This is a genomic window from Enterobacter sp. BNK-13 (assembly GCF_048685015.1).
GTDB lineage: Bacteria > Pseudomonadota > Gammaproteobacteria > Enterobacterales > Enterobacteriaceae > Enterobacter > Enterobacter quasiroggenkampii.
In genome coordinates this window covers 2,077,911-2,104,255 of sequence record NZ_JBLQTP010000001.1, presented here as the reverse complement: position 1 = coordinate 2,104,255, position 26,345 = coordinate 2,077,911, and the positions used below count along the sequence as shown (strand labels likewise).

Annotated in this window: 22 protein-coding genes; 7 read left to right on the top strand and 15 right to left on the bottom strand. The window is 58.3% G+C overall.

The window, feature by feature from the left end; translation table 11 throughout:
- Positions 1 to 84 precede the first annotated feature (84 nt).
- Together ACMGGQ_RS10185 and ACMGGQ_RS10180 are read left to right on the top strand one after the other, a co-directional pair.
- Entirely contained in the window at positions 85 to 1,572 is a 1,488-nt protein-coding gene (locus ACMGGQ_RS10185) for an MFS transporter (RefSeq protein WP_090392474.1), read from the top strand.
- An 89-nt stretch (positions 1,573 to 1,661) separates the two neighbouring features.
- Positions 1,662 to 3,545, top strand: a complete 1,884-nt coding sequence (locus tag ACMGGQ_RS10180) for a potassium transporter Kup (protein ID WP_420290564.1) — start codon at positions 1,662 to 1,664, stop codon at positions 3,543 to 3,545.
- 35 nt (positions 3,546 to 3,580) lie between these two features.
- On the opposite strand, the gene ACMGGQ_RS10175 is transcribed toward ACMGGQ_RS10180, so the two are convergent.
- From ACMGGQ_RS10175 to ACMGGQ_RS10145, 7 genes are read right to left on the bottom strand one after another with little or no spacing between them, the layout of a single operon-like run.
- Positions 3,581 to 4,807, bottom strand: coding sequence for a Zn-dependent hydrolase (locus tag ACMGGQ_RS10175; RefSeq protein WP_420289970.1), 1,227 nt, complete (start codon positions 4,805 to 4,807; stop codon positions 3,581 to 3,583).
- Positions 4,804 to 5,286 carry an L-2-amino-thiazoline-4-carboxylic acid hydrolase gene (locus tag ACMGGQ_RS10170; RefSeq protein ID WP_023619185.1) on the bottom strand — a complete coding sequence of 161 codons (483 nt, stop codon included), beginning with the start codon at positions 5,284 to 5,286 and terminating at the stop codon, positions 4,804 to 4,806. The genes ACMGGQ_RS10175 and ACMGGQ_RS10170 overlap by 4 nt, the downstream gene beginning before the upstream one ends.
- A 17-nt stretch (positions 5,287 to 5,303) precedes the next feature.
- The gene (locus ACMGGQ_RS10165) at positions 5,304 to 6,461 is read right to left on the bottom strand and encodes a branched-chain amino acid ABC transporter substrate-binding protein (RefSeq protein ID WP_045908804.1); all 1,158 of its coding nucleotides are present in this window, start codon (positions 6,459 to 6,461) and stop codon (positions 5,304 to 5,306) included.
- A gap of 28 nt (positions 6,462 to 6,489) precedes the next feature.
- The gene (locus ACMGGQ_RS10160) at positions 6,490 to 7,209 is read right to left on the bottom strand and encodes an ABC transporter ATP-binding protein (protein WP_420289969.1); all 720 of its coding nucleotides are present in this window, start codon (positions 7,207 to 7,209) and stop codon (positions 6,490 to 6,492) included.
- Positions 7,202 to 7,969, bottom strand: coding sequence for an ABC transporter ATP-binding protein (locus ACMGGQ_RS10155; RefSeq protein WP_420289968.1), 768 nt, complete (start codon positions 7,967 to 7,969; stop codon positions 7,202 to 7,204). The genes ACMGGQ_RS10160 and ACMGGQ_RS10155 overlap by 8 nt, the downstream gene beginning before the upstream one ends.
- Positions 7,966 to 9,072 (bottom strand): branched-chain amino acid ABC transporter permease, encoded by a 1,107-nt coding sequence (locus ACMGGQ_RS10150; protein ID WP_420289967.1) that lies wholly within the window; start codon positions 9,070 to 9,072, stop codon positions 7,966 to 7,968. Before ACMGGQ_RS10150 ends, ACMGGQ_RS10155 begins: the two co-directional genes overlap by 4 nt.
- Before the next feature lie 8 nt (positions 9,073 to 9,080).
- Positions 9,081 to 10,031 carry a branched-chain amino acid ABC transporter permease gene (locus ACMGGQ_RS10145; protein ID WP_069719169.1) on the bottom strand — a complete coding sequence of 317 codons (951 nt, stop codon included), beginning with the start codon at positions 10,029 to 10,031 and terminating at the stop codon, positions 9,081 to 9,083.
- Between the two features lie 170 nt (positions 10,032 to 10,201).
- On the opposite strand from ACMGGQ_RS10145, the gene ACMGGQ_RS10140 reads away from it, so the two are divergent.
- The gene (locus ACMGGQ_RS10140; RefSeq protein WP_048223352.1) at positions 10,202 to 11,146 is read left to right on the top strand and encodes a LysR substrate-binding domain-containing protein; all 945 of its coding nucleotides are present in this window, start codon (positions 10,202 to 10,204) and stop codon (positions 11,144 to 11,146) included.
- 54 nt (positions 11,147 to 11,200) lie between these two features.
- Here the strand turns inward: ACMGGQ_RS10140 and ACMGGQ_RS10135 are convergent, their stop codons facing one another.
- Together ACMGGQ_RS10135 and yddG are read right to left on the bottom strand one after the other, a co-directional pair.
- A complete protein-coding gene (locus ACMGGQ_RS10135; RefSeq protein ID WP_032647384.1) occupies positions 11,201 to 12,310 on the bottom strand; it encodes a porin OmpC in 1,110 nt (369 codons plus the stop codon).
- Between the two features lie 630 nt (positions 12,311 to 12,940).
- Positions 12,941 to 13,819, bottom strand: a complete 879-nt coding sequence (yddG, locus tag ACMGGQ_RS10130; RefSeq protein ID WP_262749864.1) for an aromatic amino acid DMT transporter YddG — start codon at positions 13,817 to 13,819, stop codon at positions 12,941 to 12,943.
- Positions 13,820 to 14,040: 221 nt separating this feature from the next.
- Between yddG and fdnG the strand changes: the two genes are divergently transcribed.
- Genes fdnG through fdnI form a run of 3 tightly spaced genes read left to right on the top strand, consistent with a single transcriptional unit; the run spans position 14,041 to position 18,633 of the window.
- Positions 14,041 to 17,088: a formate dehydrogenase-N subunit alpha gene (gene fdnG, locus ACMGGQ_RS10125; protein ID WP_420289966.1), complete on the top strand. Its 3,048-nt coding sequence runs from the start codon at positions 14,041 to 14,043 to the stop codon at positions 17,086 to 17,088.
- 11 nt (positions 17,089 to 17,099) lie between these two features.
- The gene (gene fdxH / locus ACMGGQ_RS10120) at positions 17,100 to 17,984 is read left to right on the top strand and encodes a formate dehydrogenase subunit beta (RefSeq protein ID WP_048029865.1); all 885 of its coding nucleotides are present in this window, start codon (positions 17,100 to 17,102) and stop codon (positions 17,982 to 17,984) included.
- On the top strand, positions 17,977 to 18,633 hold the full coding sequence (gene fdnI / locus ACMGGQ_RS10115; RefSeq protein WP_252073249.1) for a formate dehydrogenase-N subunit gamma: 657 nt from the start codon (positions 17,977 to 17,979) through the stop codon (positions 18,631 to 18,633). Before fdxH ends, fdnI begins: the two co-directional genes overlap by 8 nt.
- A 58-nt stretch (positions 18,634 to 18,691) precedes the next feature.
- Here fdnI and ppk2 read toward each other — a convergent pair whose 3' ends face one another.
- Positions 18,692 to 19,510 carry a polyphosphate kinase 2 gene (ppk2, locus tag ACMGGQ_RS10110; RefSeq protein ID WP_045908792.1) on the bottom strand — a complete coding sequence of 273 codons (819 nt, stop codon included), beginning with the start codon at positions 19,508 to 19,510 and terminating at the stop codon, positions 18,692 to 18,694.
- 165 nt (positions 19,511 to 19,675) lie between these two features.
- On the opposite strand from ppk2, the gene araJ reads away from it, so the two are divergent.
- Entirely contained in the window at positions 19,676 to 20,851 is a 1,176-nt protein-coding gene (araJ, locus tag ACMGGQ_RS10105; RefSeq protein WP_420289965.1) for an MFS transporter AraJ, read from the top strand.
- A gap of 6 nt (positions 20,852 to 20,857) precedes the next feature.
- On the opposite strand, the gene ACMGGQ_RS10100 is transcribed toward araJ, so the two are convergent.
- Genes ACMGGQ_RS10100 through ACMGGQ_RS10080 form a run of 5 tightly spaced genes read right to left on the bottom strand, consistent with a single transcriptional unit; the run spans position 20,858 to position 26,342 of the window.
- Complete coding sequence (locus ACMGGQ_RS10100) at positions 20,858 to 21,949, bottom strand: alkylhydroperoxidase domain protein (protein ID WP_023327543.1); 1,092 nt, start codon at positions 21,947 to 21,949, stop codon at positions 20,858 to 20,860.
- A gap of 10 nt (positions 21,950 to 21,959) precedes the next feature.
- Positions 21,960 to 22,949, bottom strand: a complete 990-nt coding sequence (locus ACMGGQ_RS10095; protein WP_325818288.1) for a putative FMN-dependent luciferase-like monooxygenase — start codon at positions 22,947 to 22,949, stop codon at positions 21,960 to 21,962.
- Positions 22,946 to 24,553 (bottom strand): dipeptide ABC transporter ATP-binding protein, encoded by a 1,608-nt coding sequence (locus tag ACMGGQ_RS10090; RefSeq protein WP_229225921.1) that lies wholly within the window; start codon positions 24,551 to 24,553, stop codon positions 22,946 to 22,948. Before ACMGGQ_RS10090 ends, ACMGGQ_RS10095 begins: the two co-directional genes overlap by 4 nt.
- Positions 24,550 to 25,401: an ABC transporter permease gene (locus ACMGGQ_RS10085; protein ID WP_420289964.1), complete on the bottom strand. Its 852-nt coding sequence runs from the start codon at positions 25,399 to 25,401 to the stop codon at positions 24,550 to 24,552. Before ACMGGQ_RS10085 ends, ACMGGQ_RS10090 begins: the two co-directional genes overlap by 4 nt.
- Positions 25,398 to 26,342 carry an ABC transporter permease gene (locus tag ACMGGQ_RS10080; RefSeq protein WP_023327539.1) on the bottom strand — a complete coding sequence of 315 codons (945 nt, stop codon included), beginning with the start codon at positions 26,340 to 26,342 and terminating at the stop codon, positions 25,398 to 25,400. The genes ACMGGQ_RS10085 and ACMGGQ_RS10080 overlap by 4 nt, the downstream gene beginning before the upstream one ends.
- Between the last annotated feature and the right edge of the window lie 3 nt (positions 26,343 to 26,345).

Below are 26,345 nucleotides of genomic sequence, written 5' to 3'. Positions count from 1 at the left end.
GTAACAAAAAGCTGGACACGCGTTCAACTTTACGTAGGATCGCAATCTGGACATGTGTCCAGGTTTAAAATGAAAAGGAAATTTATGTTTCGTCAGTGGTTAGCGTTAGTGATTATCGTGCTGGTGTATATCCCGGTCGCGATTGACGCGACGGTGCTACACGTGGCGGCGCCAACATTGAGCATGACGCTGGGCGCCAGCGGTAACGAATTATTGTGGATCATCGATATCTACTCGCTGGTGATGGCGGGTATGGTGCTGCCGATGGGCGCCCTGGGTGACCGCATCGGTTTTAAACGGCTGTTGATGATCGGCAGTACGCTGTTTGGTCTGTCATCGCTGGCGGCTGCGTTTGCCCCCTCAGCAGGATGGCTGATCGCGGCGCGCGCCTCGCTGGCGATCGGTGCGGCGATGATTATTCCGGCCACCCTGGCAGGGATCCGCACGCTTTTTACCGACGCGAAAGATCGCAACATCGCGCTCGGCGTCTGGGCGGCGGTCGGTTCCGGCGGGGCGGCGTTTGGCCCGCTGATTGGCGGTATGCTGCTGGAGCATTTTTACTGGGGATCGGTGTTTTTAATCAACGTGCCGATCGTGCTGGTGGTCGTGTCCCTGGCCGCGCGTTTTGTGCCCCGTCAGCAGGGCCGCCCGGAGCAGCCGCTGAATATCAGCCATGCCATCATGCTGATTGTGGCGATTTTGCTGCTGGTCTACAGCGCCAAAACCGCGCTTAAGGGCGTACTGTCGCCGTGGCTGGTGGCCGCCGCGCTGGTTACCGGCTCGGTGCTGTTGTTTATCTTTGTGCGTATTCAGCTTCGTGCCCGCGTACCGATGATCGATATGCGTCTCTTCTGCCATCGCATTATTCTGAGCGGCGTGGTGATGGCGATGACCGCCATGATTGCCCTGGTCGGGTTTGAGCTGCTGATGGCCCAGGAGCTGCAGTTTGTCCATGGTTTTACGCCGTTCGAGGCGGGCATGTTTATGCTCCCGGTAATGGTGGCTAGCGGGTTCAGCGGACCGATTGCCGGTGTGCTGGTGGGCCGTCTGGGGCTACGCATTGTCGCGGCGGGGGGCATGGGGCTCAGCGCCGTCAGCTTTATCGGCCTGTCGACGCTCGACTTCAGCACGCAGCAGTGGCAGGCGTGGGGGCTGATGGTGCTGCTCGGCTTCAGTGCCGCCAGCGCGCTGCTGGCCTCGACTTCCGCCATTATGGCTGCCGCGCCGAAGGAGAAAGCCGCCGCTGCAGGGGCGATTGAAACCATGTCCTATGAGCTGGGGGCCGGGCTGGGGATCGCCATTTTTGGTCTGCTGTTGACCCGCAGCTTCTCGGCGTCGATTGACCTGCCGCAGGGGCTGAATGCCTCGCTCATCGATAAAGCCTCGTCATCGATTGGGGAAGCGATGAAGGTGGCGCAGGATCTGACGCCGTCCCTGGCGGAGCCGGTGATTGAGGCGGCGAAAAGTGCGTTTATTACCTCCCACAGCGTGGCGCTGGGCAGTGCGGGCGGCATGCTGCTGTTGTTGGCAGTGGGGATCTGGTTCAGCCTGGCGAAGGTCAATCCGCAGTAAACCGCGCGGTAAAACAGAGGCAGCGGTTGGCGCGGGCGGGGCAGATGAGCTATGTTTTTTAAAGGATTATCTGACTCTTGCTGAAAAATATGAGCCCGCGCCACAGCAGTGAACCGTCCCAACCTCTCTCCCGGTTAACCCTGCTTGCAGGGGGCGCGCTGGGCGTCGTTTTTGGTGATATCGGCACCAGCCCGCTTTATACCTTCCGGACGGTGCTTTCGCTCTCTGAGCATGACCCGACGCCCGGCGTCATCCTGGGCCTGCTCTCCCTGATTACCTGGACGCTCATCCTGGTGACCTCCATCAAGTATGCCGCCTTCGCCATGCGAATTGATAATCATGGCGAGGGGGGCATTATGGCTCTGATGTCGCTTCTGGTGGAAAAAGACAAAGGCGGTCGCTGGGTCATTTTTGCCGCCCTAATTGGCGCCGCGTTGATATACGGTGACGGCGCGATAACCCCGGCCATCTCCGTGCTTTCCGCCCTGGAAGGGCTGGAGATGGTCATTCCGGAGTCCCAGCCGTACATCTTACCCCTCACGGTTGCGGTGTTGCTGGCGCTGTTCCTGATCCAGCCTTTTGGTACCGCCCGCATAGGGAAGATATTTGGCCCGGTGATGGCGCTGTGGTTCCTGGCGATTGCGGCCCTGGGCGTGCGGGGGATCGTTCAGCACCCCTCGGTACTGTTGGCCCTTAATCCTGCTTACGGCATCGCGTTTTTGTTTTCGAACGGGTACACCAGCTTCCTGGTCCTGGGGGGCGTATTTCTCTGCGTGACGGGTGCCGAGGCGCTGTACGCCGATATGGGGCATTTCGGTAAAAAGCCCATCTGGTTTGCCTGGTACGGCGTCGTCTTTCCTTCGCTGCTGCTCAACTATGCTGGTCAGTCAGCGCTGATTCTGGCCGGTGCCGACAGCAAACAAAATCTATTCTATACGCTCTGTCCGCCAGCCCTGCAGGTGCCGCTCATCATTCTTGCCGCGCTTGCGACGATCATTGCCAGTCAGGCGATTATTACCGGCGCTTTTTCCATGACGCGTCAGGCGATTCAGCTCGGCTGGTTACCCCGGCTACGCATCAAACAGACGGCTGCAGAAAGCTACGGTCAGATCTATATCGGGATAATAAACTGGCTGCTGATGGTGGTGACGATAGGGCTGGTGGTGTTCTTTAAATCCTCCGACAAGCTTGCCGCGGCGTACGGCATTGCTGTGTCGTTAACCATGCTGATGACGACAGGACTGCTGTTTGTCGCTATGCGGGAAGTATGGCGCTGGAGCCTGTTCAGCAGCGGGATCATCGCCCTCTGTTTCCTGACGATCGATGCCACCTTCTTATTTGCCAATCTGATTAAGGTCCTTGAGGGCGGTTACATCCCGCTGCTAATGGCCGCCGCCATTTGTACGGTGATGCTGATCTGGCATCGCGGCGTGCAGGCGGTATCCGCGTCGGTGGGCGAGAAGGGCGTCAGCGTGGATGCGTTCTTTGCCCAGCTTCAGCAAAAGACGGTGCCCAGAGTGACGGGCTCTGCTGTCTTTTTGACCCGCACGCAGAACAATATCCCACCGGTAATGCGCTGGCATGTCGCGCGAAACCGGGCGCTACAGCAGGACGTGTTGTCGCTGACCATTGATATTCTCAACGTGCCCTACGTCGGAGAAGAGCAGCGTATCAGGGTGGAGCAGCGCGCGCCGGGCTACTGGCACGGCGTGGCGCAATATGGCTTTATGGAACACCCGGACATCCCACGTTTGTTGCAGGGCGTCAGCGAGATTAACGCAATTTTTGCCACGGACGACGCCACCTGGTATGTCGGGCATGAAACCATTGTGGCAGGCGAAGGCGGGGCCGGTATGGCGGCCTGGCAACGACACATTTTTGCCTTCATGAAGCGCAACTGCACGCACGTCATCAACCACTACCACCTTCCCAGCGATAGGGTGGTTGAAATCAGCCGCCGCGTTGCCGTCTAGCGTCGCGCGAAAGCAGGGGCTGCTTTCGCGCCGTTTTAGCTCTCCTGGGCCGCGGACAGGACGCTGTGCAACAGCACGTTCGCCCCTTTCTCGGACCACTCAGGGAGGATCCTTTCCGCTTCGTTATGGCTGATGCCTTTCACGCAGGGGATAAAGATCATGCTGGCAGGGGCAATGTTGCTGACATAGCAGGTGTCATGTCCCGCACCCGAGACCATCGGTTTTGACGAATAGCCCAGTTCTGCCACCGCCTTCTCCGTGCGAGCCAGACATTTTGCATCAAACGCGATGGGCGCGTAGTCAAAAATGCGCTCAACGAGTGCCGACACGCCGCGCAGGCTCAGGCTTTCAGCTACCTTATGCAGCGCTGCCTCCATGGCTTCCAGTGCCGCCTGCGCCGGATGGCGAAACTCCACGCTGCATACCACGCGAGACGGCACGACGTTGCGCGAGTTTGGCGTAACCTGCGCCATGCCGATCGTCGCACGTCCGTCCGGCGTATGCCGATAGCCAATCTCTTCCACCTTCAGCGCCAGTTCGGCGAAGGCCGTCAGCGCGTCGCGGCGGCTGTGCATCGGCGTGGTGCCCGCGTGGGCGGCAAATCCGTCCAGCGTCAGGGTAAACCAGCGCTGGCCCATTGCCGCGCGGACGAGCCCGATATCCAGGGCTTCGTCTTCCAGAATCGGTCCCTGTTCGATGTGCAGCTCGTAGCAGGCGTGAACCGGAAACGCGCGGGCAGGGGCTTCACCCCGGTAGCCAATGTTATCCAGCGCTTCACCCACGGTGATGCCATCGTGATCGGCGCGGGCATGAGCGTACGCTTCGCTAAACTGCCCCGTCCAGACCCCTGAAGCGAGCATGGCTGGCGCGAAGCGCGCGCCTTCTTCATTGGTCCAGTTAACCAGCACGATGTCACGCTCCGTCTCAACGTGATGGTCATTGAGGGTACGCAGCAGCTCCAGCCCGGCCAGCACGCCGTAAACCCCGTCGTAGTTCCCCCCCAGCGGCTGGGTATCCACGTGCGAACCGGTCATAACCGGGGCAAGCTGCGGGTTTTTTCCCGCGCGGCGGATAAACATATTGCCCATGCTGTCGACGTCACAGGTAAAACCGGCGTCCAGCGCCCAGTCGCGCAGCAGGTTACGCGCAACACGATCTTCCTCGCTTAATGCCAGACGGGTGACGCCACCGGCAGGCGTGCCGCCGATCTGCGCCATCATCTCAAGCGTTGACCACAACCGTTCGGCGTTGACGCGCATCATGGCTTGTCCTTGCTGCTGCGGTAGCGGAAATCACAGCACGCACCGCCTTGCATAATGGTAGTGGTGCGGGTTAGCTCAACGTCCGGCGCATAGCCAACGATGAATTTTTCATCGCGCGCGCAGGAGAGCAGGTGGCCAATCTCGCCCAGCCCCATCTCGTGGTACATCTCCGCGTAGCGACAGCGGGTCACGTTGTAGTTGTACTGCTGGTCGTCGGCGTCGATCACCTTCACCTCCAGGGCGTTATCTTTCTCCCACAGATACTGCAGGGCGATAAAGCTCTTGATGTTCGCGCCGTTGGGTTCTTTGCTGGCAAACGCTTTGCCAGCGTCAATCGCGGCCTGCTCAATGGCCTCGCCAATCACCGCCTGGGCGCGGGCTTTCCCTATCTCGCGCACCAGGATTTCATAAATTGGCTTAATAATTTCGGCTTCAATTTTGCGGCGGGCGAGAATGCCCAGCTCGTTATTATCACTCATCACATTGCCTCGCTGCGTTACTTCGCTTTTGCGCCGCCCAGCACGGTCTGCGGCTGCCATTTGCCGTCGACAACCTTGTAGACCGTGAACGACGGCGATTTCAGGTTGCCCTCTTTATCAAACGCGATCTGCCCGGTGACGCCGGAATAGCTGATGGCGCGCAGGGCAGGCAGATACGCGGAAGGCTCAACGGAGTCTGCTTTTTCCATCGCCGCAACCAGCACGCGGGTGGCGTCATAGGCGAACGGGGCGTGCAGTTCGATATGGGTGTGGTAGCGGGACTGATAGGCCTGCTCGAATGCCTTTCCACCCGGCATCTGGTCAACGGGCAGACCCGGCTCCAGCGCCACAACGCCTTCGCCTTCTTTCTGCGCCAGCTTCAGGAACGTCTGGCTGACGAATCCGCCTGCGCCCATCAGCGTGGCATTCATGCCCAGCTGTTTGATGCGACGGGCCAGCGGTGCGGCCTGGCTGTCGACGCCGCCGAAGAAGATCAGATCGGCGTTTTTACTGCGGATAGCGGTCAGTACGGCGCTGAAATCGACCGTTTTGTCATCCACGTACTGACGATCGACAATTTTCACGCCCTGGGCTTCCAGCGATTTAATAAACTGGTCTGCAAGCCCCTGACCAAATGCGGTGCGGTCGTCGATCACCGCGATGCGTTTGGCTTTCAGGGTATTGACCGCATACTGACCGGCGAGCTGGCCGCCGTCATCGTCGTGTCCCATCACGCGGAAGCTGGTATCAAAACCTTGTTGCGTATAGGCGTGACCGGTCGCGACCGGTGCCACCTGGGCGATGCCTGCATCGTGATAAATGCGGGCCGCAGGAATGCTGGTGCCGGTGTTCCAGTGGCCGACCACGCCCGCCACATCGCTGTCCACCAGACGCTGCGCGACGGCCACGGCGGTACGCGGGTCAGACTGATCGTCTTCGGACTGCAGTTTAAAGGTGACCGCTTTGCCGCCGATGGTCGGGTGCTGCTTGTTAATATCGTCAATGGCCAGCTGCGCGCCGTTCTCCAGATCTTTCCCGATACGGGCTGATGGGCCGGTCAGCGGCCCCGCCAGACCGATGACCACGGTTTCGCTGTCAGCGGCCCACGTGGCCGTCGAGGCAAAGCTGCCGAGGAGAATAGCGGCGCTGAGCGCACTGATTTTTACTGTTTTCATTGTATTTCCCTGATATTGGCTGGTGTGGTTAAACGGGCATTTCGCCCAAATAAATCTGTGCAATCTGGTCGTCGTTAAGCAGTGCAGTCGATTCGCCATGATGAACAATGCTGCCGCTGTCCATCACCCACGCGCTGTCGGTCACTTCCAGCGCGAGCCGGGCGTTTTGTTCAATAAGCAGCAGGGCGACACCGCGCTCACGCAGCCCGGCGATCACGGCAAAAATGTTCTCGACCATTTTCGGGGCAAGGCCCATCGAGGGCTCGTCGAGGATCAGCAGACGTGGGCGGCTGAGCAGGGCGCGGTTAAGGGCCAGCAGCTGTTGCTCACCGCCGGACAACAGCCCGGCAAGCTGATGCTGGCGTTCGCCCAGACGCGGGAAGCGCTCGAATATCTCGTTCATTTCGCGTTTAACGGTGACCGTGTCACGCCTTAGCCAGGCGCCCATCTGCAGGTTTTCCAGTACCGTCATGCGGGAGAAGATCCCGCGGCCCTCCGGGACCATCACCAGTCCATCGCGAAGCAGGGTCTCCGGGCTCTGTTTACACACCGCTTTACCGCTGAATTCAATACTGCCGCTAAAGCTTTCCAGCCCGGTAATGGCGCGTACGGTGGAGCTTTTCCCCGCGCCGTTCGCGCCGATCAGCGTAGCCTGTTCGCCCTCGCGCAGGGTAAAGGAGACGTCGCGTACGGCCTGAATGCCGCCGTAATGCACGTCCAGACGTTCTACCTTCAGTAATTCAGACATGGGCGTTGCCTCCAAGCCAGGCGGCGATCACTGCCGGATCGCGCCGCACGTTTTCCGGCGTGCCGCTGGCAAGCGTTTTGCCGTAATCAAGGACCGTCAGGCGGTCGCAGATGCCCATCACCAGCTTGACGTCATGTTCAATCATCAGCAGGGTTTTGCCGTCATCGCGGATGCGGATGAGCAGCTCGCCGAGCGCCACTTTTTCCGCCGCGTTCATCCCGGCGGCGGGTTCGTCCAGCGCCAGCAGCAGCGGATCTGTTGCCAGCGCGCGGGCGATTTCAAGGCGACGCTGATGGCCATAGGCCAGATCGCAGGCGCGATAGTGGGCGAACTGCGCAATGCCGGTATAGTCCAGCCAGTGCCAGGCCAGTTCGCGGGTCTTTTTCTCTTCCTCACGGGCGCGTTTGTGGTGGCTCAGCGCGGCCCACAGGCCGTTACGGGTGCGCACGTGGCGGCCCACCATCACGTTTTCCAGTACCGACATGTCGTTGAAGAGGCGCACGTTCTGGAAGGTGCGCGCAATCCCGGCGGCGGTCACTTTCTCTATGTGTTTAGGGAAATAGGGCTTATCCGCTATCGAAAACTCGCCGCTGTCCGCCGGATAAAGGCCAGTGATGAGGTTAAAGCAGGTGGTTTTTCCTGCGCCGTTGGGGCCGATCAGCCCGTAGATCTCGCCTCTGTTCACGGTTATCGAAACGTCATCTACAGCAGTCAGCCCGCCGAAGCGTTTTGTCATGTTGCGTACGGTTAACAGGCTCATGCCTTCGCCTCCTTGTGGCGTACCGGCCAGATCCCGGACGGGCGTACCAGCATGACTAGCACCAGTGCCAGACCGTAAAACAGCTGGCGCAGCACTTCCGGGTCAATCAGCACCGTACCGAACAGCGCCTGCTGAACCGGCGCTGCCTGGCTGCGCAGCAGTTCCGGCAGGGCGGTAAGCAGTACCGCGCCCAGGATCACGCCCGGAATGTGCCCCATGCCGCCCAGCACCACCATTGCCAGTACGGCAATCGATTCCTGTAACGTGAAGGATTCCGGGGAGACAAACCCCTGAAACGCGCCGAAAAGCGCACCCGCCACGCCGCCAAAGGAGGCGCCCATCGCAAAGGCGAGCAGCTTATAGTTACGCACGTTGATGCCCATCGCGCGCGCCACATCTTCATCCTCGCGGATGGCGTGCCAGGCGCGACCAATGCGGGAATGCTGCAGGCGCAGGCAGACAAAAATAATCGCCACAATGACCAGCATCAGCAGGTAGTACCACAGCCACAGGGCAGGCACTTTGAAACCAAACCAGTGGTATACGCCGCTGAACTTCAGGCCGAACAGGTTCAGCGTATCCACCCCGGTAATGCCCTTTGCGCCGTTGGTAATGTTTACCGGACGGTCGAGGTTACGCATCAGGATGCGGATAATTTCGCCAAAGCCGAGGGTCACTATCGCCAGGTAGTCCCCGCGCAGCTTGAGCGTAGGAGCACCGAGTAAAATCCCGCAGACTGCCGCGACGAGGGCGGCCAGCGGAATAATGAGCAAATACGAGGTGTGCAGCCCGCCCGGGAACCAGACGCCGAGGATCGGAAACACCTCCAGCAGGTGTGGGGAGGCCATCAGTGCCGCGAGGTAGGCGCCGACCGCGTAAAAGGCGATAAAGCCCATGTCCAGCAGGCCGGTATAGCCGACCACAATATTAAGCCCGAGCGCCAGCATGATGTAGAGCAGAGCGAAGTCGATGACGCGCACCCAGTAGTTGCCGCCAAGCTGCGTGGCCACCACGGGAGCAATCAGCAGCGCAAGGCAGAACAGGCTCATGCCTGACCAGAATTTGCGTGTCGTCGTCGGGGTCTGGAGTTGAAGTGTTGTCATGGTATTCCTTACGCCCTGTGCGCCACGCGCTCGCCCAGCAGGCCAGCCGGACGAAAGACCAACACCAGGATCAGCACCATAAAGGCAAAGACATCCTGATAGTTGCTGCCAAATACGCCATGGGTCAGTTCACCGAGGTAACCTGCGCCCAGCGCTTCGATAATGCCGAGCAGGATACCGCCAATCATGGCGCCACGAATGTTACCAATGCCCCCCAGCACGGCGGCGGTAAAGGCCTTGATCCCGGGCAAAAAGCCCATCGAGAAGCTGGCGTTACCGTAGTTGCTGGCCATCATCACGCCTGCCAGCGCGGCAAACACGCCGCCAATGGCAAACGTCAGGGTGATGATGGCGTTTGGGTTAACCCCCATCAGCGTGGCCACGCGTGGGTTTTCCGCCACGGCGCGCATGCCGCGCCCCAGACGGGTGTATTCCACCAGCAGCCACAGGCCGGTCATCACAGCCAGCGCCAGCGCCACGGTGACAATGCCGGTAACGGTCACGATGGCGGGCGGGTGCGTTTCACTTCCAGACGTCACGGCAATCGGATCCATGGGCAGGATCTGCGGGAACATCAGCGGGTTGCGCGTCCAGATAATCATCGCCACGGTTTGCAGCAGGACGGAGACGCCGATACCCGAGATCAGCGGCGCGAGCCGCGGAGCGTTGCGCAGTCGACGGTAGGCAAAGCGTTCCACGGCCATCGCCAGCACGGCGCAAACGGCCATGGCAATCATCAGGGCAATGCCAAGCTGCAACAGCAGCGGCATATGCGGGAAGGTGGTGTTCAGGGCGTTCATGGCGGAGAGCGTGGTGAGCGCGCCGACCATCAGAATATCGCCGTGAGCAAAGTTAATAATGCGCAAAATGCCATACACCATGGTATAGCCCAGCGCGATCAGCGCGTAGATGCTTCCCAGCATCACACCGTTGATCAGTTGTTGTATGAGTGTATCCAACGTCTGTACCCGCAAAGTGCTCGTTCTGCGGCTACCATCCAATAAATGAATTAAATTGTAAAATACGCATCTATTATTTCTTATGATAAATAAATATTGTTTTATCTTTATGATTTATATGAAAATAGTTTATGCCTGCTTTTGGGTGAAAAGCCTAAAGAAATCAACATATGAATAAAACAGAACAATTGGCGAATCTGGCGGCGTATGCAGAAAGCCGCCTGGCAAACGATCCGCCGCTTCGGGCCGTACGTGCCTTTGAGGCCATCGCCCGGCTGGGCAGCGTCACGCTGGCCGCACAGGAGCTGAATATCTCTCCGTCGGCCGTCAGCCATCAGCTCAAGGTGCTCGAAGGATACCTGCAAATGCCGCTCACGGAACGTCAGGGGCGCAGGCTGGTGCTGAGCCAGCACGGGCGGGAATATTACCGCTCGATCCGTGCGGCGTTTAACGTGCTGCGCCAGGCGACGGAGCACCTGGCGGAGCAGGCGCAAACGCGTCAGGTCACCATCAGCCTGATCCCGCTGTTTGGTATGGGGTGGTTTATTCCACGTTTGCCTGCGTTTATGCGCGCCAATCCCCAAACCGAGATCAACGTGGTGTATGCCAACCACCGTAACTATCTGAGCGACGCGTCGGATATGTCGATTCGTTTTGGCAACGGGCAGTGGGCGGGCTATCAGAGTGAAAAGCTGATTTCCGGTCAGATGGTGCCGGTGTGCAGCCGTGCGTTTTTACGCATTCATGGCCATATCGATACGCCTGAGCAGTTGCTGCAAATGCCGCTCCTGCACGATGAAGAGCGTACAAGCTGGACGCAGTGGTTTTTGTTGCAGGGGGTAAAACGTCCTCTCCGGCGCAGCGGCCCGCTGTTTGAAGACGGACTGTTGACGCTGGCGGGCGTACAGGCTGGTCTGGGCTGTGCGCTAATGCGTGAGCCGCTGATTGCGCCGTATCTTGAGAGCGGTGAGCTGGTGAAGATATTTGACCTACCGATTGATGACGGGCGCGATTATTACCTCTGCGTGCGTTCGGATTCAGAGATGACCGAGGACGGCAAGCTGCTGCAAACCTGGCTGCGTCGGGCGGCGGGCGGGGAGTCGTCCGTCGGGTAAAGGACGGCGAAAAAAAAGCCAGCTTGTTCAGCTGGCTTTTGGACAGACAAGGTTTTAGAACTGGTAGGTCAGACCCAGCGCCACGATGTTGTCGGTACCGATGCCTGCCTGGCGAGTGAACTTGTTGTCGTCGAGCAGGTTGATTTTGTAATCCACGTAGGTGGACATGTTTTTGTTAAAATAATAGGTCGTGCCAACATCGATGTATTTAACCAGATCCTGGTCGCCGAAGTTTTCGATGTCTTTGCCTTTAGACTGCAGGTAAGCGATGGATGGACGCAGGCCAAAGTCGAACTGATACTGAGCCACAACTTCGAAGTTTTGCGCCTTGTTTGCAAAGCCGTAGATGTCGGTACGCTTGTTGTTAGAAGTACCGAAGCGGGTTGCGTTATAGGTCTGAGAGTACTGCGCCGCGAGGTAAACGTTGTTCGCGTCGTATTTCACACCACCGCTGTACACTTCTGCGCGGTCGCCTTCACCGTATACGCCAGCCGCATTCTGGTCAGCGGTACGACGGGAAGAAGACATTGCACCACCTACGCTGAAGCCTTCGCCCAGATCGTAAGTCAGGGATGCGCCATAGCCGTCACCGTTCTGGTTCAGCAGGCTGCGGCCGCTGGTGTTTTCACCGCTTACGCTGCCGTTTTTACCCTGATACTGCAGAGCAAAGTTCAGGCCATCAACCAGACCGAAGAAGTCCTGGTTACGGTAGGTTGCCACGCCGTTAGCACGAGACTGCAGGAAGTTGTCGGCACCATAGGTGTCACCGCCGAATTCTGGCAGCACGTCGGTCCAGGAGGTCACGTCGTAAATCACGCCGTAGTTACGACCGTAATCGAATGAACCCGCTTCCGCGAATTTCAGACCTGCAAACGCCACACGCGTCCAGGACTGGTTGTCGCCTTCGTCTTTGTTGCCCTGAATCTGGTATTCCCACTGGCCGTAACCGGACAGCTGATCGTTAACCTGGGTTTCACCCTTGAAGCCGATACGCATGTAGGTTTTATCGCCATCTGCGCCAGCGTCATCAGAGAAATAGTGCAGACCTGTCACTTTACCGTACAGATCCAGCTTGTTACCGTCTTTGTTGTAAATTTCGGCAGCGTTAACAACGCCTGCTGCCAGCATGGAAGTGACTGCCACTGCAACTAATTTAAGTTTCATCTTAAATGTTCCTTATAATTTTTTTGGGTATTTCCTGAACCACTTTGAACGATTTCTAAACGAGGCTGTTCGTCAATGGCATGCTATTCTTAAAAATCTCGTAGTCTTATTTCAATAATAAGTTTCAAAATATTAGAGATAATTTCAATTAGTGTGATCTCGATCGTGTGGGGAGGGTGTTATTTAAACAATGTGACCGGAATTTATACGATTAATATGTGTTTAATGCGTGGGATTATTGCTGTCGCTATAATTTCTAAACGTTTTAGTATCGTGCGTTAGATTTCGGTATATTCGAGGGTTTGAGGCGGATTCTATTACTGTTTTTCTTTAAAATTAGTGGGTTGGTCTGAATATTCGACGGCTATTCCGCATATTTCCACAAATGTGTCAGATCTGAATTATTGCAGTCATGGCTATCCATGGCGTTAATATTGATGGTTGAGTAATTTCAAGTCGTTGTCAGTTTATGTCAATTCCTTTCAGGGGGCTTTACAGATAACAGCAAATATAAACCGAATTTAAACAGACTGTCTGTTATCAGGATAAATATTCTGAAGTGCGATCACATTTTAAATTTATGTTAATTATGTTGCCGGGTTGATATTCCCCCGGCCACGGGAGAAAACCTTATTTTCGCGTTGCGTACCAGCAGAGCAACGACCCGGCGCAGACCATCAGCGCGCCTTGCCAGAACGAGAATGAAAGGGGGGAGCTTAACACTGCGGCAGCAAGCGCAGCAGAGAGGACGGGGGTAAAATAGGACACGGCAGCCAGCACCGTGACGTTACCGTGCAGAATACCAATATTCCATGCGGCATAACCAAACCCAAGCGCAATGCCGCACATAACGAGCTTCACCACCACCGGGAGGGTAAACACCATGTCGGGCTGATCGCTCAGGGCATATTTCACCCACAGACTTAGCGCGGTCAGCAAGACAAACAGGGTGATGCCGTTTTGTCCTTTCGCAAATTTGCTGGTGACCGTGCAATAGGCGGCCCAGATAAAGGCCCCGGCAAACGCCAGCGCATAGCTGAGAGGGCTGGAAACGACATTGCGGGTTATTTCTTCAAGGTGTAATCCTTCTCCGCCACCCAATACCCAGCAGACGCCCAGCAGCGAAATGACCAGGCCTGGGATCACCCACAGGGTAGATTTTTGCCCGTTGAACAAAATCGCAAATACGATCGTCAGGCTCGGCCAGAGGTAATTCACCATACCGACTTCAATCGCCTGCGCGCGCGTGGCGGCATAGCCCAGCGACAGCGCCAGGCATATTTCGTAGCTGACAAATAAAACGCTGCCCGCAATAAGATACCGCGGCGAGAACCGTCTGATATCAGGAAATCCTACCGTCACCAGGCACAGCAATCCGCTGAGGGTATAGATCATCGCTGCACCGCCTACCGGGCCCAGTCCCTCACTCACGCTGCGAATAAGGCCGACCATGGTGCTCCATAACAATATCGCCGCCAGCCCAATAAGCGTTGCTCTCTTTCTGTCCATTACTTCGCCATCGCAATAAAAATCAAAGGAAAAATGTATCGCATTACGCCTGTCGCTGTCGTGAATTATTCTCTTAAGCCGTTAATCAAAAAGGGGTAATGAAATATTGCGGGGGTGACTATTAAGGGGGGGAAGACAGATGACCTTGATTTGACGCAAAAAAATCAGGGGCTTTGCTGTTAGTTTGCGGCGCGAAGTCTTTTCAGATAACGAGGACAACAATGGACGTCAGCCGCAGACAATTTTTTAAAATCTGCGCGGGCGGTATGGCCGGAACAACAGCCGCAATGCTGGGATTTGCTCCCAAAATGGCGCTGGCTCAGGCACGCAACTATAAGCTGCTGCGCGCGAAAGAGATCCGTAACACCTGCACATACTGCTCCGTGGGTTGTGGGCTTTTAATGTATAGCCTGGGCGATGGCGCGAAGAACGCCAGAGAAGCGATTTACCACATTGAAGGGGATCCGGATCATCCGGTGAGCCGCGGGGCGCTTTGCCCGAAAGGGGCGGGGCTGTTGGACTACGTTCACAGCGAAAACCGCCTGCGCTACCCGGAATACCGCGCGCCGGGTTCTGATAAATGGCAGCGTATCTCCTGGGATGAGGCCTTCTCCCGTATTGCAAAATTAATGAAAGCCGACCGCGACGCCAACTTTATTGAAAAGAACGCGCAGGGCGTGACGGTCAACCGCTGGCTGACCACCGGCATGTTATGCGCATCTGCGGCCAGTAATGAAACCGGCATGTTGACGCAAAAATTTGTGCGCTCTCTCGGCATGCTGGCGGTAGACAACCAGGCGCGCGTCTGACACGGACCAACGGTAGCAAGTCTTGCTCCAACATTTGGTCGCGGTGCGATGACCAACCACTGGGTTGATATCAAAAACGCGAACGTCGTGGTGGTGATGGGCGGTAACGCCGCTGAAGCCCATCCGGTGGGGTTCCGCTGGGCGATGGAAGCGAAAAACAACAATGATGCGACGCTTATCGTCGTCGATCCGCGCTTTACGCGTACGGCATCGGTGGCCGATATCTATGCGCCAATCCGCTCCGGTACGGACATTACGTTCCTGTCCGGTGTGCTGCTGTACCTGATCGAAAACAACAAAATTAACGCGGAATACGTTAAGCACTACACCAACGCGAACCTGCTGGTGCGGGATGACTTTGCCTTCGATGACGGACTGTTTAGCGGCTATGACGCCGAAAAACGCCAGTACGATAAAACGTCCTGGAACTATCAGTTCGATGAAAACGGCTATGCGATGCGGGATGAAACCCTGACGCATCCGCGCTGCGTGTGGAGCCTGCTGAAACAGCATGTTTCCCGCTACACGCCGGAGGTTGTGGAAAACATCTGCGGCACGCCGAAAGCGGACTTCCTGAAGGTGTGTGAGGTGCTGGCCTCCACCAGCGCCGCCGACAGAACCACCACGTTCCTGTACGCGCTGGGCTGGACGCAGCACACCGTTGGCGCGCAGAACATCCGCACCATGGCGATGATCCAGCTGCTGCTCGGCAACATGGGCATGGCCGGGGGTGGCGTGAACGCGCTGCGGGGTCACTCCAACATTCAGGGGCTGACCGACCTCGGCCTGCTCTCGACCAGCCTGCCGGGCTACCTGACGCTGCCATCTGAAAAGCAGACGGATCTGCAAAGCTATCTGGCGGAGAACACGCCAAAAGCGACGCTGCCGGACCAGGTGAACTACTGGAGCAACTATCCGAAGTTCTACGTCAGCCTGATGAAATCCTTCTACGGTGATGCGGCGCAGAAAGAGAACGACTGGGGCTTTGAGTGGCTGCCGAAATGGGATCAGGCTTATGACGTCATCAAGTATTTCAACATGATGGATAAGGGCGACGTCACGGGATATATCTGCCAGGGCTTCAACCCGGTGGCCTCCTTCCCGGACAAGAACAAAGTCGTTCGCAGCCTGAGCAAGCTGAAGTACATGGTCGTTATCGATCCGCTGGTGACCGAGACCTCCACCTTCTGGCAGAACCACGGGGAATCAAACGATGTCGATCCGGCGTCGATTCAGACCGAAGTGTTCCGCCTGCCGTCCACCTGCTTTGCGGAAGAGGATGGCTCCATTGCCAACTCCGGCCGCTGGCTGCAGTGGCACTGGAAAGGTCAGGATGCACCGGGTGAAGCGCGCAACGACGGCGAGATCCTGGCCGGGATTTATCACCGTCTGCGCGAAATGTACCGCACCGAAGGCGGCAAAGGCGCGGAGCCGCTGCTGAAGATGAGCTGGCGCTACAAGCAGCCGGATCGTCCCGAGTCTGAAGAAGTCGCGAAAGAGAACAACGGCGTGGCGCTGGCGGATCTGTATGACGCGAGCGGCAATCTGGTGGCGAAGAAAGGTCAGCTGCTGAACAGCTTCGCGCTGCTGCGCGACGACGGCACCACGGCATCGTCCTGCTGGATCTACATCGGTAGCTGGACCGAGCAGGGTAACCAGATGGCCAACCGCGATAACGCCGATCCGTCAGGTCTGGGCAATACCCTGGGCTGGGCATGGGCGTGGCCGCTGAACCGTCGCGTGCTGTACAACCGCGCGTCGGCGGACATCAACGGCAAGCCGTGGGATCCGAAGCGCATGCTGATCCAGTGGAACGGGGCGAAATGGACGGGGAACGATATCCCGGACTACAGCACCGCCGCACCGGGCAGCAACACCGGGCCGTTTATCATGCAGCCGGAAGGGCTGGGGCGCCTGTTTGCTCTCAACAAGCTGGCGGAAGGGCCATTCCCGGAGCACTACGAGCCGATGGAAACGCCGCTGGGGACAAATCCGCTGCACCCGAACGTGGTCTCCAGTCCGGTGGTGCGTATCTACGAAGACGACGCGCTGCGTCTGGGCAAAAAGGACAAATTCCCGTACGTGGGGACGACCTACCGCCTGACCGAGCATTTCCATACCTGGACCAAGCACGCGCGGCTTAACGCTATCGCGCAGCCGGAACAGTTTGTGGAGATAAGCGAAACGCTGGCGAAGGCGAAAGGCATTGCCAACGGCGATCGCGTGAAGGTGAGCAGCAAGCGCGGCTTTATTCGCGCGGTGGCGGTGGTCACCCGCCGCCTGCAGTCGCTGAACGTGCACGGCCAGCGGGTGGAAACCGTCGGCATCCCGCTGCACTGGGGCTTTGAAGGGGTGGCGCAGAAAGGCTACATCGCTAATACCCTGACGCCAAACGTTGGCGATTCCAACTCGCAAACGCCGGAGTACAAAGCGTTTCTGGTCAACATCGAGAAAGCGTAAGGAGCGATTAAATGACGATGGAAACACAAGACATTATTAAACGCTCCGCGACGAACCCGATTACCCCCGCGCCTCGCGCGCGGGACTACAAGGCAGAAGTCGCCAAGCTTATCGACGTCTCCTCCTGCGTGGGCTGTAAGGCCTGCCAGGTGGCCTGCTCGGAGTGGAACGACATCCGCGATGAGGTGGGGCATTGCGTAGGGGTTTACGATAATCCGGCGGATCTGAGCGCCAAATCCTGGACGGTGATGCGTTTTAGCGAAACCGACCAGAACGGCAAGCTGGAGTGGCTGATCCGCAAAGACGGCTGCATGCACTGTGAAGATCCGGGCTGCCTGAAGGCGTGCCCGTCTGCCGGGGCAATTATCCAGTATGCCAACGGGATCGTTGATTTCCAGCAGGACAACTGCATCGGCTGCGGCTACTGCATCGCGGGCTGTCCGTTTAATATTCCGCGCCTCAATAAAGAGGATAACCGGGTATACAAATGTACCCTGTGCGTGGACCGCGTCAGCGTCGGTCAGGAACCTGCCTGCGTGAAGACCTGTCCCACCGGGGCGATCCACTTCGGCACCAAAAAAGAGATGCTGGAGGTGGCGCAGCAGCGCGTCGATAAGCTCAAAGCACGGGGCTACAACAAAGCGGGCATTTACAACCCGCAGGGCGTGGGCGGTACGCACGTGATGTATGTGCTGCACCATAGCGACCAGCCGGAGCTGTACCACAACCTGCCGAAGGATCCGGCGATCGATACCTCCATCAACCTGTGGAAAGGGGCGCTTAAACCGCTCTCCGCGGCGGGCTTTATCGCCACCTTTGCCGGGTTGATCTATCACTACATCGGTATCGGGCCAAACAAAGAGGTGGATGACGACGAGGAGGAGCATCATGAGTAAGTCGAAAATGATCGTGCGCACCAAATTTGTCGATCGCGCCTGTCACTGGACGGTGGTGGTCTGCTTCTTCCTGGTGGCGGTATCGGGAATTTCGTTCTTCTTCCCGACGCTGCAGTGGCTGACCGAAACCTTCGGTACGCCGCAGATGGGGCGCATTCTGCACCCGTTCTTCGGCGTGCTGATTTTCGTGGTGCTGATGTTTATGTTCGTGCGCTTCGTCCATCACAATATTCCTGACAAGCAGGATATCCCGTGGGTGAAAGGGATTGTCGAAGTCCTGAAGGGTAACGAGCATAAAGTCGCGAAGGTGGGGAAATACAACGCCGGGCAGAAGATGATGTTCTGGACCATCATGAGCATGATTTTTGTGCTGCTGGTGACCGGCGTGATGATCTGGCGTCCGTATTTTGCGCATTATTTCCCGATTCAGGTGGTGCGTTACGCGCTGCTGATCCACGCGACGTCGGCCATCATCCTGATTCATGCCATCCTGATCCATATGTATATGGCGTTCTGGGTGAAAGGGTCAATCAAAGGGATGATTGAAGGGAAGGTGAGCCGCCGCTGGGCCCAGAAACACCACCCGCGCTGGTACCGTGATGTGGAGCGACTGGAAGCAAAACAGGAAAGTACGGAAGGGATTAAGTAAGACCTGCGCCGTCGGCTTTGCCCGGCGGCGCTGCGCTTGCGCGGGCCTACTCTTCAAATCAGAACCGCTCCTCCACATACCGGAACGGATATTTTGTGGGTTTGATTTTACCGATTTTGCGTTTCGGTAAATCCACTTTCTCAACGTGTATTTCTTTATACGGGATCTGCGAAAGCAGATGCGAAATAATGTTCAATCGCACGCGTTTTTTATCCTCTGAACGCGCCACAAACCACGGTGCCCAGGCTGTGTCGGTGGCTTCAAACATGGCGTCGCGGGCGCGGGTGTACTCGTCCCACAGGTTAAAGGATTTAATATCCATCGGCGACAGCTTCCAGATCTTACGCCCATCGTTAATACGGTCGCGCAGGCGTCGCTCCTGCTCTTTCGGCGTCACCTCCAGCCAGTACTTCAGGAGGATAATCCCGGCATCGACCATCGCTTTTTCCATAACCGGCGCGCCGTCTAAAAATTTCTCCGCCTGTTCCTCCGTGCAGAACCCCATCACTCGCTCAACGCCCGCGCGGTTATACCAGCTGCGATCGAAGATCACGATTTCACCCGCCGAAGGCAGGTGGGGCACATAGCGCTGGAAGTAAAGCTGGCTTTTTTCCTTTTCAGTCGGCGCAGGGAGCGCAACAACGCGAAACACGCGCGGGCTGACGCGCTCGGTGATCGCTTTAATGGTGCCGCCTTTGCCGGCACCGTCGCGTCCTTCAAAAACAATACACACTTTTAACCCTTTGGCGACGACCCATTGCTGGAGCTTAACCAGTTCGACGTGCAGGCGGCGGAGCTCTTTCTCATACTCTTTGGTCTTAAGCGGTGCATTCGTTACGACATCAACAGCGACAGGGGTTTTCTTTTTGCTTCCCATGATTGTCATCCTCAGGTTGTCCGGTGCGGAAAAAGCGAGGCCGCACTATGAAGTGTAATCCACCTGAATTAATGGATTAACCTGTCAGCCAGCTGATTTGAACTGGCTCACCATACAAGATTATTCAATAATGCCCGTTGCGAGTGATTAACCCGTGGTTGAGGTATGAAAAAGACAATAATTTCGTTGGCGCTTGGCACATTTGGCCTGGGCATGGCTGAATTTGGCATTATGGGCGTGTTAACCGAGCTGGCGCATGACACCGGTATTTCGATACCCTCCGCCGGGAATATGATCTCGTTTTATGCCTTCGGCGTGGTGATTGGCGCCCCGATTGTGGCGCTGTTCTCAGGCAAGTTCTCGTTAAAAACCACGCTGCTGTTTCTGGTTGCCCTGTGCGCGGTCGGGAACGCTCTGTTTACGTTTTCTACGTCATATTTCTGGCTGGCGACCGGGCGCCTGATTTCCGGTTTTCCGCACGGCGCGATTTTCGGCGTCGGGGCGATTATTCTGTCTAAAATTGCGCCGCCGGGGAAGGTGACGGTCGCGGTGGCCGGGATGATCGCCGGGATGACCGTGGCTAACCTGGTGGGCGTCCCGCTCGGCACCTGGCTGGGACACCAGTTCAGCTGGCGTTATACCTTTTTCCTGATCGCCCTGTTCGATGCGCTGGTGATCCTCTCGGTGCTGATCTGGGTACCGGACATCCATGACAAATCAGAAATTAAACTGACCGAGCAGTTCCAGTTCCTGAAGAAACCGGAGCCCTGGCTGATTTTTGCCGCCACGATGTTTGGCAATGCTGGTGTATTCGCGTGGTTCAGCTTCGTTAAACCGTTTATGGTCAACGTTTCTGGCTTCTCCGAAGGCATGATGACCATCATCATGATGTTGATGGGCCTTGGCATGGTGTTGGGCAATCTGTTGAGCGGCAAACTCTCGGGACGCTTTAGCCCGCTGCGCATTGCGGCAACCACCGACATGGTGATTGTTGCCTCGCTGCTGCTGCTTTTCGCCTGCGGTGAACTGAAAACGGCTTCGCTAATCACGGGCTTTATCTGCTGTGCCGGGCTGTTCGCGCTCTCTGCGCCGCTGCAGATCCTCCTTCTGCAAAATGCGAAGGGCGGCGAGATGCTGGGGGCGGCCGGAGGGCAGATGGCGTTTAATCTCGGCAGTGCGATCGGGGCGTACTTTGGCGGGATGATGATTACCCTCGGCTTTAGCTGGCGCTACGTCACGCTGCCTGCGGCGTTACTCTCGTTCTCGGCCATGAGTGCATTACTGATCTACGGTTATCTGCGGGCCAGACAGGCTCAGGCTAACGCTCGCGCGCTAGCCTGAATGAAGTCAGGCAAGCCAGGGCTCGCCCAGGGTCAGCATCAGGCGGTTGGCCCAGGCGAAGAACGCGGCGGACTGCACCAGGTCAAGCTGGGCTAAGGTGTCCAGCCCCTCTTTTTCCAGCGCGGCAAGGTGCAGCGGCGTGGCGGCAGGCGGGGTTACCGACAGCGCTGCCGCAAAATTAATCTCCGCCTGCCAGCGCGCAGATTGCCCCTCGCTCAGGGATTGTCCCGGACGCACGGCCAGCAGGGCCTCTACCGCCGCGTCATCCTTTGACAGCTGGCTGGCTTTCCGCGCATGGACAGATGCGCAGTAGATGCAGCCGTTAATTTTACTGGCGACCGTTGCGGCCAGCTCGCGCTCGGCGCGCGGTAATCCCCCCGGCGTATAAAAAATCCCTTTATCCGTTAGCGTACGCTGTTCAAGCACCGGCAGGTTGCGCCCCAGCAGGCGGAAATAATCGGAATCGGTGTGGCCAAACTTCGCCAGTATAGCAACCTCGTCATCACGAAAATCCGCCAGCGGTTTGGCGGCGATCCACGGCTCCCAGCCCAGTTCCTGCTGGGTGAAGGCGACGGGAGCCGCCTTTCCGGTGGCCGTGGTGGCGGTCGTGTGCCAGACGCCTGCCGCGACCGGCGCATCGCTTGTGGCGACAGGCCTGTCGTTCAGCAGCCGCAGCCCGGCAATCAGTCGGCTCTGGAAGCTGACAAAGGCGATCAGCTGCGCCAGAGTCACGATGCCTTCCTTGCTCCATCCCGCCTGGGTCAGCGCCCTTAACGATGTCGGCGTGGCTTCGACGGGGGAGAAGGTCAGCAGGCGCGCGAAATTGAGTGCAGGGGTCAGACGGTCTGAGGTCGGGTCTGCCAGGCCAAACCCCGCATAGTGCGCGGCCAGCGCCTCCGCGTTGTGCCACCTCGCGACTTTTGCCGCGACGGCGAAGCGCTCGTCCAGCGCAAAATCGCTATCCTGCTGAGTAAATAAGATTTCGTAGCTGCCCTGTGCGTGGCGCGTGGCGGCGTCCCGCGTGGCGCGCGCCTCTGCCAGAGGGGAACCGGGTTTAATTTCCGCCAGCTCGGCGAGAATGTCGTGACTTAATGACATAGGTATCTCCTCAATGGATATGGGGGGCAATATGTTCGGCGATCAGTTCGATGGAGCGCAGCGTGTCGCGATGGGTGGGCTCGACCGAATGGACCTGGAATGAGATGTCCGTGGCGCGCCGGAGAACGGAATCGGCCTGCAGCGAACGCAGCACCGTCTCGGGCGAACCGATATGGGCATCGAACTGGCGACGAAAATCTGTGACAGTGTCACTTTTAACCACGTGTCCGGCAGCGCGATGCTGCTGGGCCTGTTTCGTGAGACCCGGCGTTGCAACCTTCAGCGCATAGTCATCGCTGTCGGCGACGAATGCCGTACGAGAAGCCAGAATGCGCGGTGAGGTACCGGCGGGTAGCGCCTCAAGATAGGCATCCACAATCGGGTTCTGGATCGCGTCGAGCGTTAAATCCAACTGGTCTGCCGGGCGCGGCTGCGTGCGGGAGAGCATTAAACCGTGTCCGGCTTGCGCGGCGCGAACGGCACCGTCGACGGAAAAGGTGGCAATCCAGATCCGGTCAGCGAGCTGTGGCGCTGGCGGGTAAAGGTGGTTATCCGGATGGGTGAGCGAATCCCCGCGCCAGGCGCTCTGGATCACATGTAGATGGTCGGCAAAGACCGCACTGCGCTGTTCAAACGTCAGTCCGAACGGCAGGAAAGAGGTCGGTGTGCCGCCCGAACCAAAACCGACTTCGAGACGTCCATCGGCGAGTAAGTCCAGCACGGCGGCATCTTCCGCCACACGCAGCGGGTTTTCCATCGGCAGGGTTATGATGGCCGTACCCAGCCGAATGGTTTCGGTATGCGCCGCAACGTGGGCCAGAAACAGCAGTGGCGACGGCAGGCCGCCTTCATTCTCATGGAAGTGGTGCTGCGCAATCCAGGCGCTGTCAAAACCGTGGCGTTCAGCGTGGCGGATCTGTTCTGTAGCAAGACGATAGCGCTCTTTTGGCGTGGCATCGTCAAGCAGGCGGGTGAAAAATCCCAGGCGTTTTCGCGTCATGCGAACTCCTCCGTAGCGGGTGAAAAATGGGGAATGGCGGCAATCAGTTCGCGGGTATAGTCGTTCTGTGGCGACGTGAATAAGGTTTCGACGTCACCGTGTTCGACCACCTGACCGCTGCGCAGCACCGTGACGCTGTGGGCGATCCGGCGAACGGTGGAGAGATCGTGCGTGATGAACAGATAGGTTAATCCCAGCTGTTGCTGCAGCTGCTGAAGCAGAGCCAGAATTTGCGCCTGTACGGTCACGTCCAGCGCGGAGGTGGCTTCGTCCAGCACCAGAATAGTCGGCTCCAGGATCAGCGCACGGGCGATGGCCACGCGCTGGCGCTGCCCGCCTGAAAGCTCTCTGGCCGTACGGGTCAGGAGTTCGACGGGCAGGGCAACCCGCTGCGCCACGGTCTCCACCCGGGCCTTTCGCTCCGCCTTAGCGAGGCGAGAAAAGTTCTTCAGGGGCTCTTCGATGATGTCAAACAGCGTCTGACGCGGGTCGAGAGAGGCGAACGGGTTCTGGTAGACAAACTGGATCTTCTGGCGCAGCTGACGGCGGGCCTCGCGGCTGAGCGCGGTGGCATCAATGTCATCAATAATGACCTGTCCGTTATCCGCCTGTTCAAAACCCAGCAAAATACGGGCGAGGGTGGTCTTTCCGGAGCCGGATTCACCGACCAGCGCATGGGTGCTGCCGCGTCTGACGTCAAACGTCACCCGATCCAGCGCCTGAAGCTGATGACCTTTACCCAGCGAGAACCGTTTGCTGATGGCGCGGGCGCGAATGGCCGGTGACGAGAGCGGAAGACCTGATACCGGGGCGATGGTCAGACGCTGGCCCTGGAGATCGCTCAGTAGCTGACGGGTGTAGGCGTGCTGCGGCGTGCGGACAATGTCGGCGGTGTCGCCGTGCTCCTGAACCTCACCGTTGCGAAACACCAGCAGCCTGTCCGCGCGCTGGGCAGCCAGCGCCAGATCGTGGGTGACAAACAGAACCGCAGTACCCGATTCCCGGCGCAGGATATCCAGCAGATCGAGAATGCGTTTTTGCACCGTCACGTCCAGCGCGCTGGTGGGCTCATCGGCAACGATCACGTCCGGGCGCAGGGCAATGGCGATGGCAATCAGCACGCGCTGTTTCATCCCGCCGGAGAGCTGATGCGGATACTGCGTCATGCGCTGTTCGGGGTGGCTCAGGCCGACCTTTCTCAGCAGGGCGAGCACCTGCTCGTCGCGCTGGAGAGCCGTTACCTTTTGGTGCAGCTGAATAATTTCCCCGACCTGCACGCCGATCGTCTTGACCGGGTTGAGGGAATTACCCGGATCCTGCGGAACCAGGCTGATTCGCGCCCCGCGAAGGGTATCGAGACGCTTCGCTGACCACCGGCTAATCTCCTCGCCGTTGAGCACGATTTTTCCCGCATCGCGCCGGGCGTTATCCGCCAGCAGGCCAATGATTGCCTGTGCCGTGGTCGTTTTGCCGGATCCGGATTCGCCGACAAAGGCCAGCATTTCCCCTCGCCTGAGGGTAAAGCTGACGTTATGTACCACCTCGCGCCACTGGCGCGCGGTACGGTAGCTGATGGTCAGGTTTTCTACCGAGAGTACGGTCATTTCTGGCCTCCGCTGAACTGTTGGCTGATACGGTTGGTGGCAAGCACCACGGCGATGACGACCACGCCGGGGAAGGTGGTTAGCCACCATGCGGTAGAGAGATAGTTACGGCCTTCGGCGATCAATAAGCCCCATTCCGGTACGGGCGGCGGGGTGCCGTAGCCGAGAAAGCTCAGCGTGGAGAGGGCCAGAATGGCCTGACCAAACTGCAGCGTGGCAAAGGCGAGGACGGCGGTTAAGGCATTGGGCAGGATGTGTCGCCACAGCACCGCCAGGAACGTCCCGCCGCTGCCGAACGCTGCCTCGACATAATCCGTATGGCGGATGCGCACCACTTCACCGCGCGCGAGGCGGGCGAAGCTGGCAATGGAGGCCACGCCGACGGCAATCGCGGCATTAACGGTGCCAAATCCGAGCAGAATAATGACCGTCAGCGAGAGCAGCAGAGACTGAATGGACAACAGCACGTCGACAAAACGCATCAGGAAAGACTCGACGCGTCCGGCGAACGCCCCGGCAATGACCCCCAGGCCGGTGCCTGCCACCAGCCCCATCGTGACGGCAGCGAGCGCCGCGCTCAGGGAGTGGGACGCACCATACACAATACGGGTATAAACATCGCGGCCAAGCTGATCGGTGCCGAGCCAGTGGCCCGCCTGCGGCGCCAGACGTTGCGCTCCGGCGATGCCCTCAATCGGGCTGTAGTGGGTTAACAGGCCGGGCGCCACGGCGGCAAAAAGCGCAATAATAATGACCGCCCATGCCAGCCACAGTCCCGGCTGCCACGCGACGCCCTGCCAGCCGGGAACGCGTTTTCGCGCGGCGGCAGCGTAATCGACCAGGCTCATGATGCACCTCCGGTAACGGTTTGCAGACGGGGATCCAGCAGCGGCATCAGCAGATCCACCAGCAGATTGATCAGGACAAAACCGAGAGCGGAAATCATGACCACCGCCTGGAGCACGGCGATGTCCTGGTTGTTCACCGCCTGCTGGGTCAGCTGCCCGAGCCCGCTGCGGCCAAAAACGGTTTCGGTGATCAGCGCCCCGGCAATCAGCTCGCCCAGCAGCAGCCCGGCAATGTTCAGGACCGGCAGCAGGGCGTTGCCGGTGACGTGACGCCACAGCACGGCGGTTTCACTCAGCCCTTTAGCCCTGGCCACGGCGACAAACGGCTGCGTCGCCACCTGGTCGAGGCTGCGCATCAGGATTTGTGCCAGCGGGGCGGAGATCGGGATCGCGACGGTCACGATCGGCAGGATCAGCCCCTGCAGCGGAGTCGGGTTAATCACCGGGATCAGCCGCAGCTGGAAAGAAAAGAGCTGGATGAGGGCAATCCCCAGCCAGAACGTCGGTAAGGAGATAAACAGGACCGGCAGAGACTGGAGGGTATTACTTAGCCAGCGCAGACCCGGCAGGCGCGACGCAAAGGCCAGCGCAAACGCCAGCAGGACCGCGAGTAAAAAGGCGGGCAGGGCGAGGCTCAGGGTATCCGGCAGATTGCTGGCAATCAGCTCGCTGACCGGCACCCCGGCCTGTAACGAGTAGCCGAAATCCCCGCGCAGCATCGCCAGCAGCGTGTGGCCGTATTGCTGCCACAGCGGGCTGTCCGCGCCATAGGCCACGCGCATCTCCTCGATTTGCGCCGGGCTTAAGCCCAGGTCCGGGTTCTGAAATTTAATCAGCACCGCGTCGCCCGGCAGCACCTGGAGCAACACGAACGAGAGGGTAAAGGCGGCCCACAAGACCAGTAGCCCGTGCCCAAAACGTTGAAGAAGTGCGTGGCGCATCGT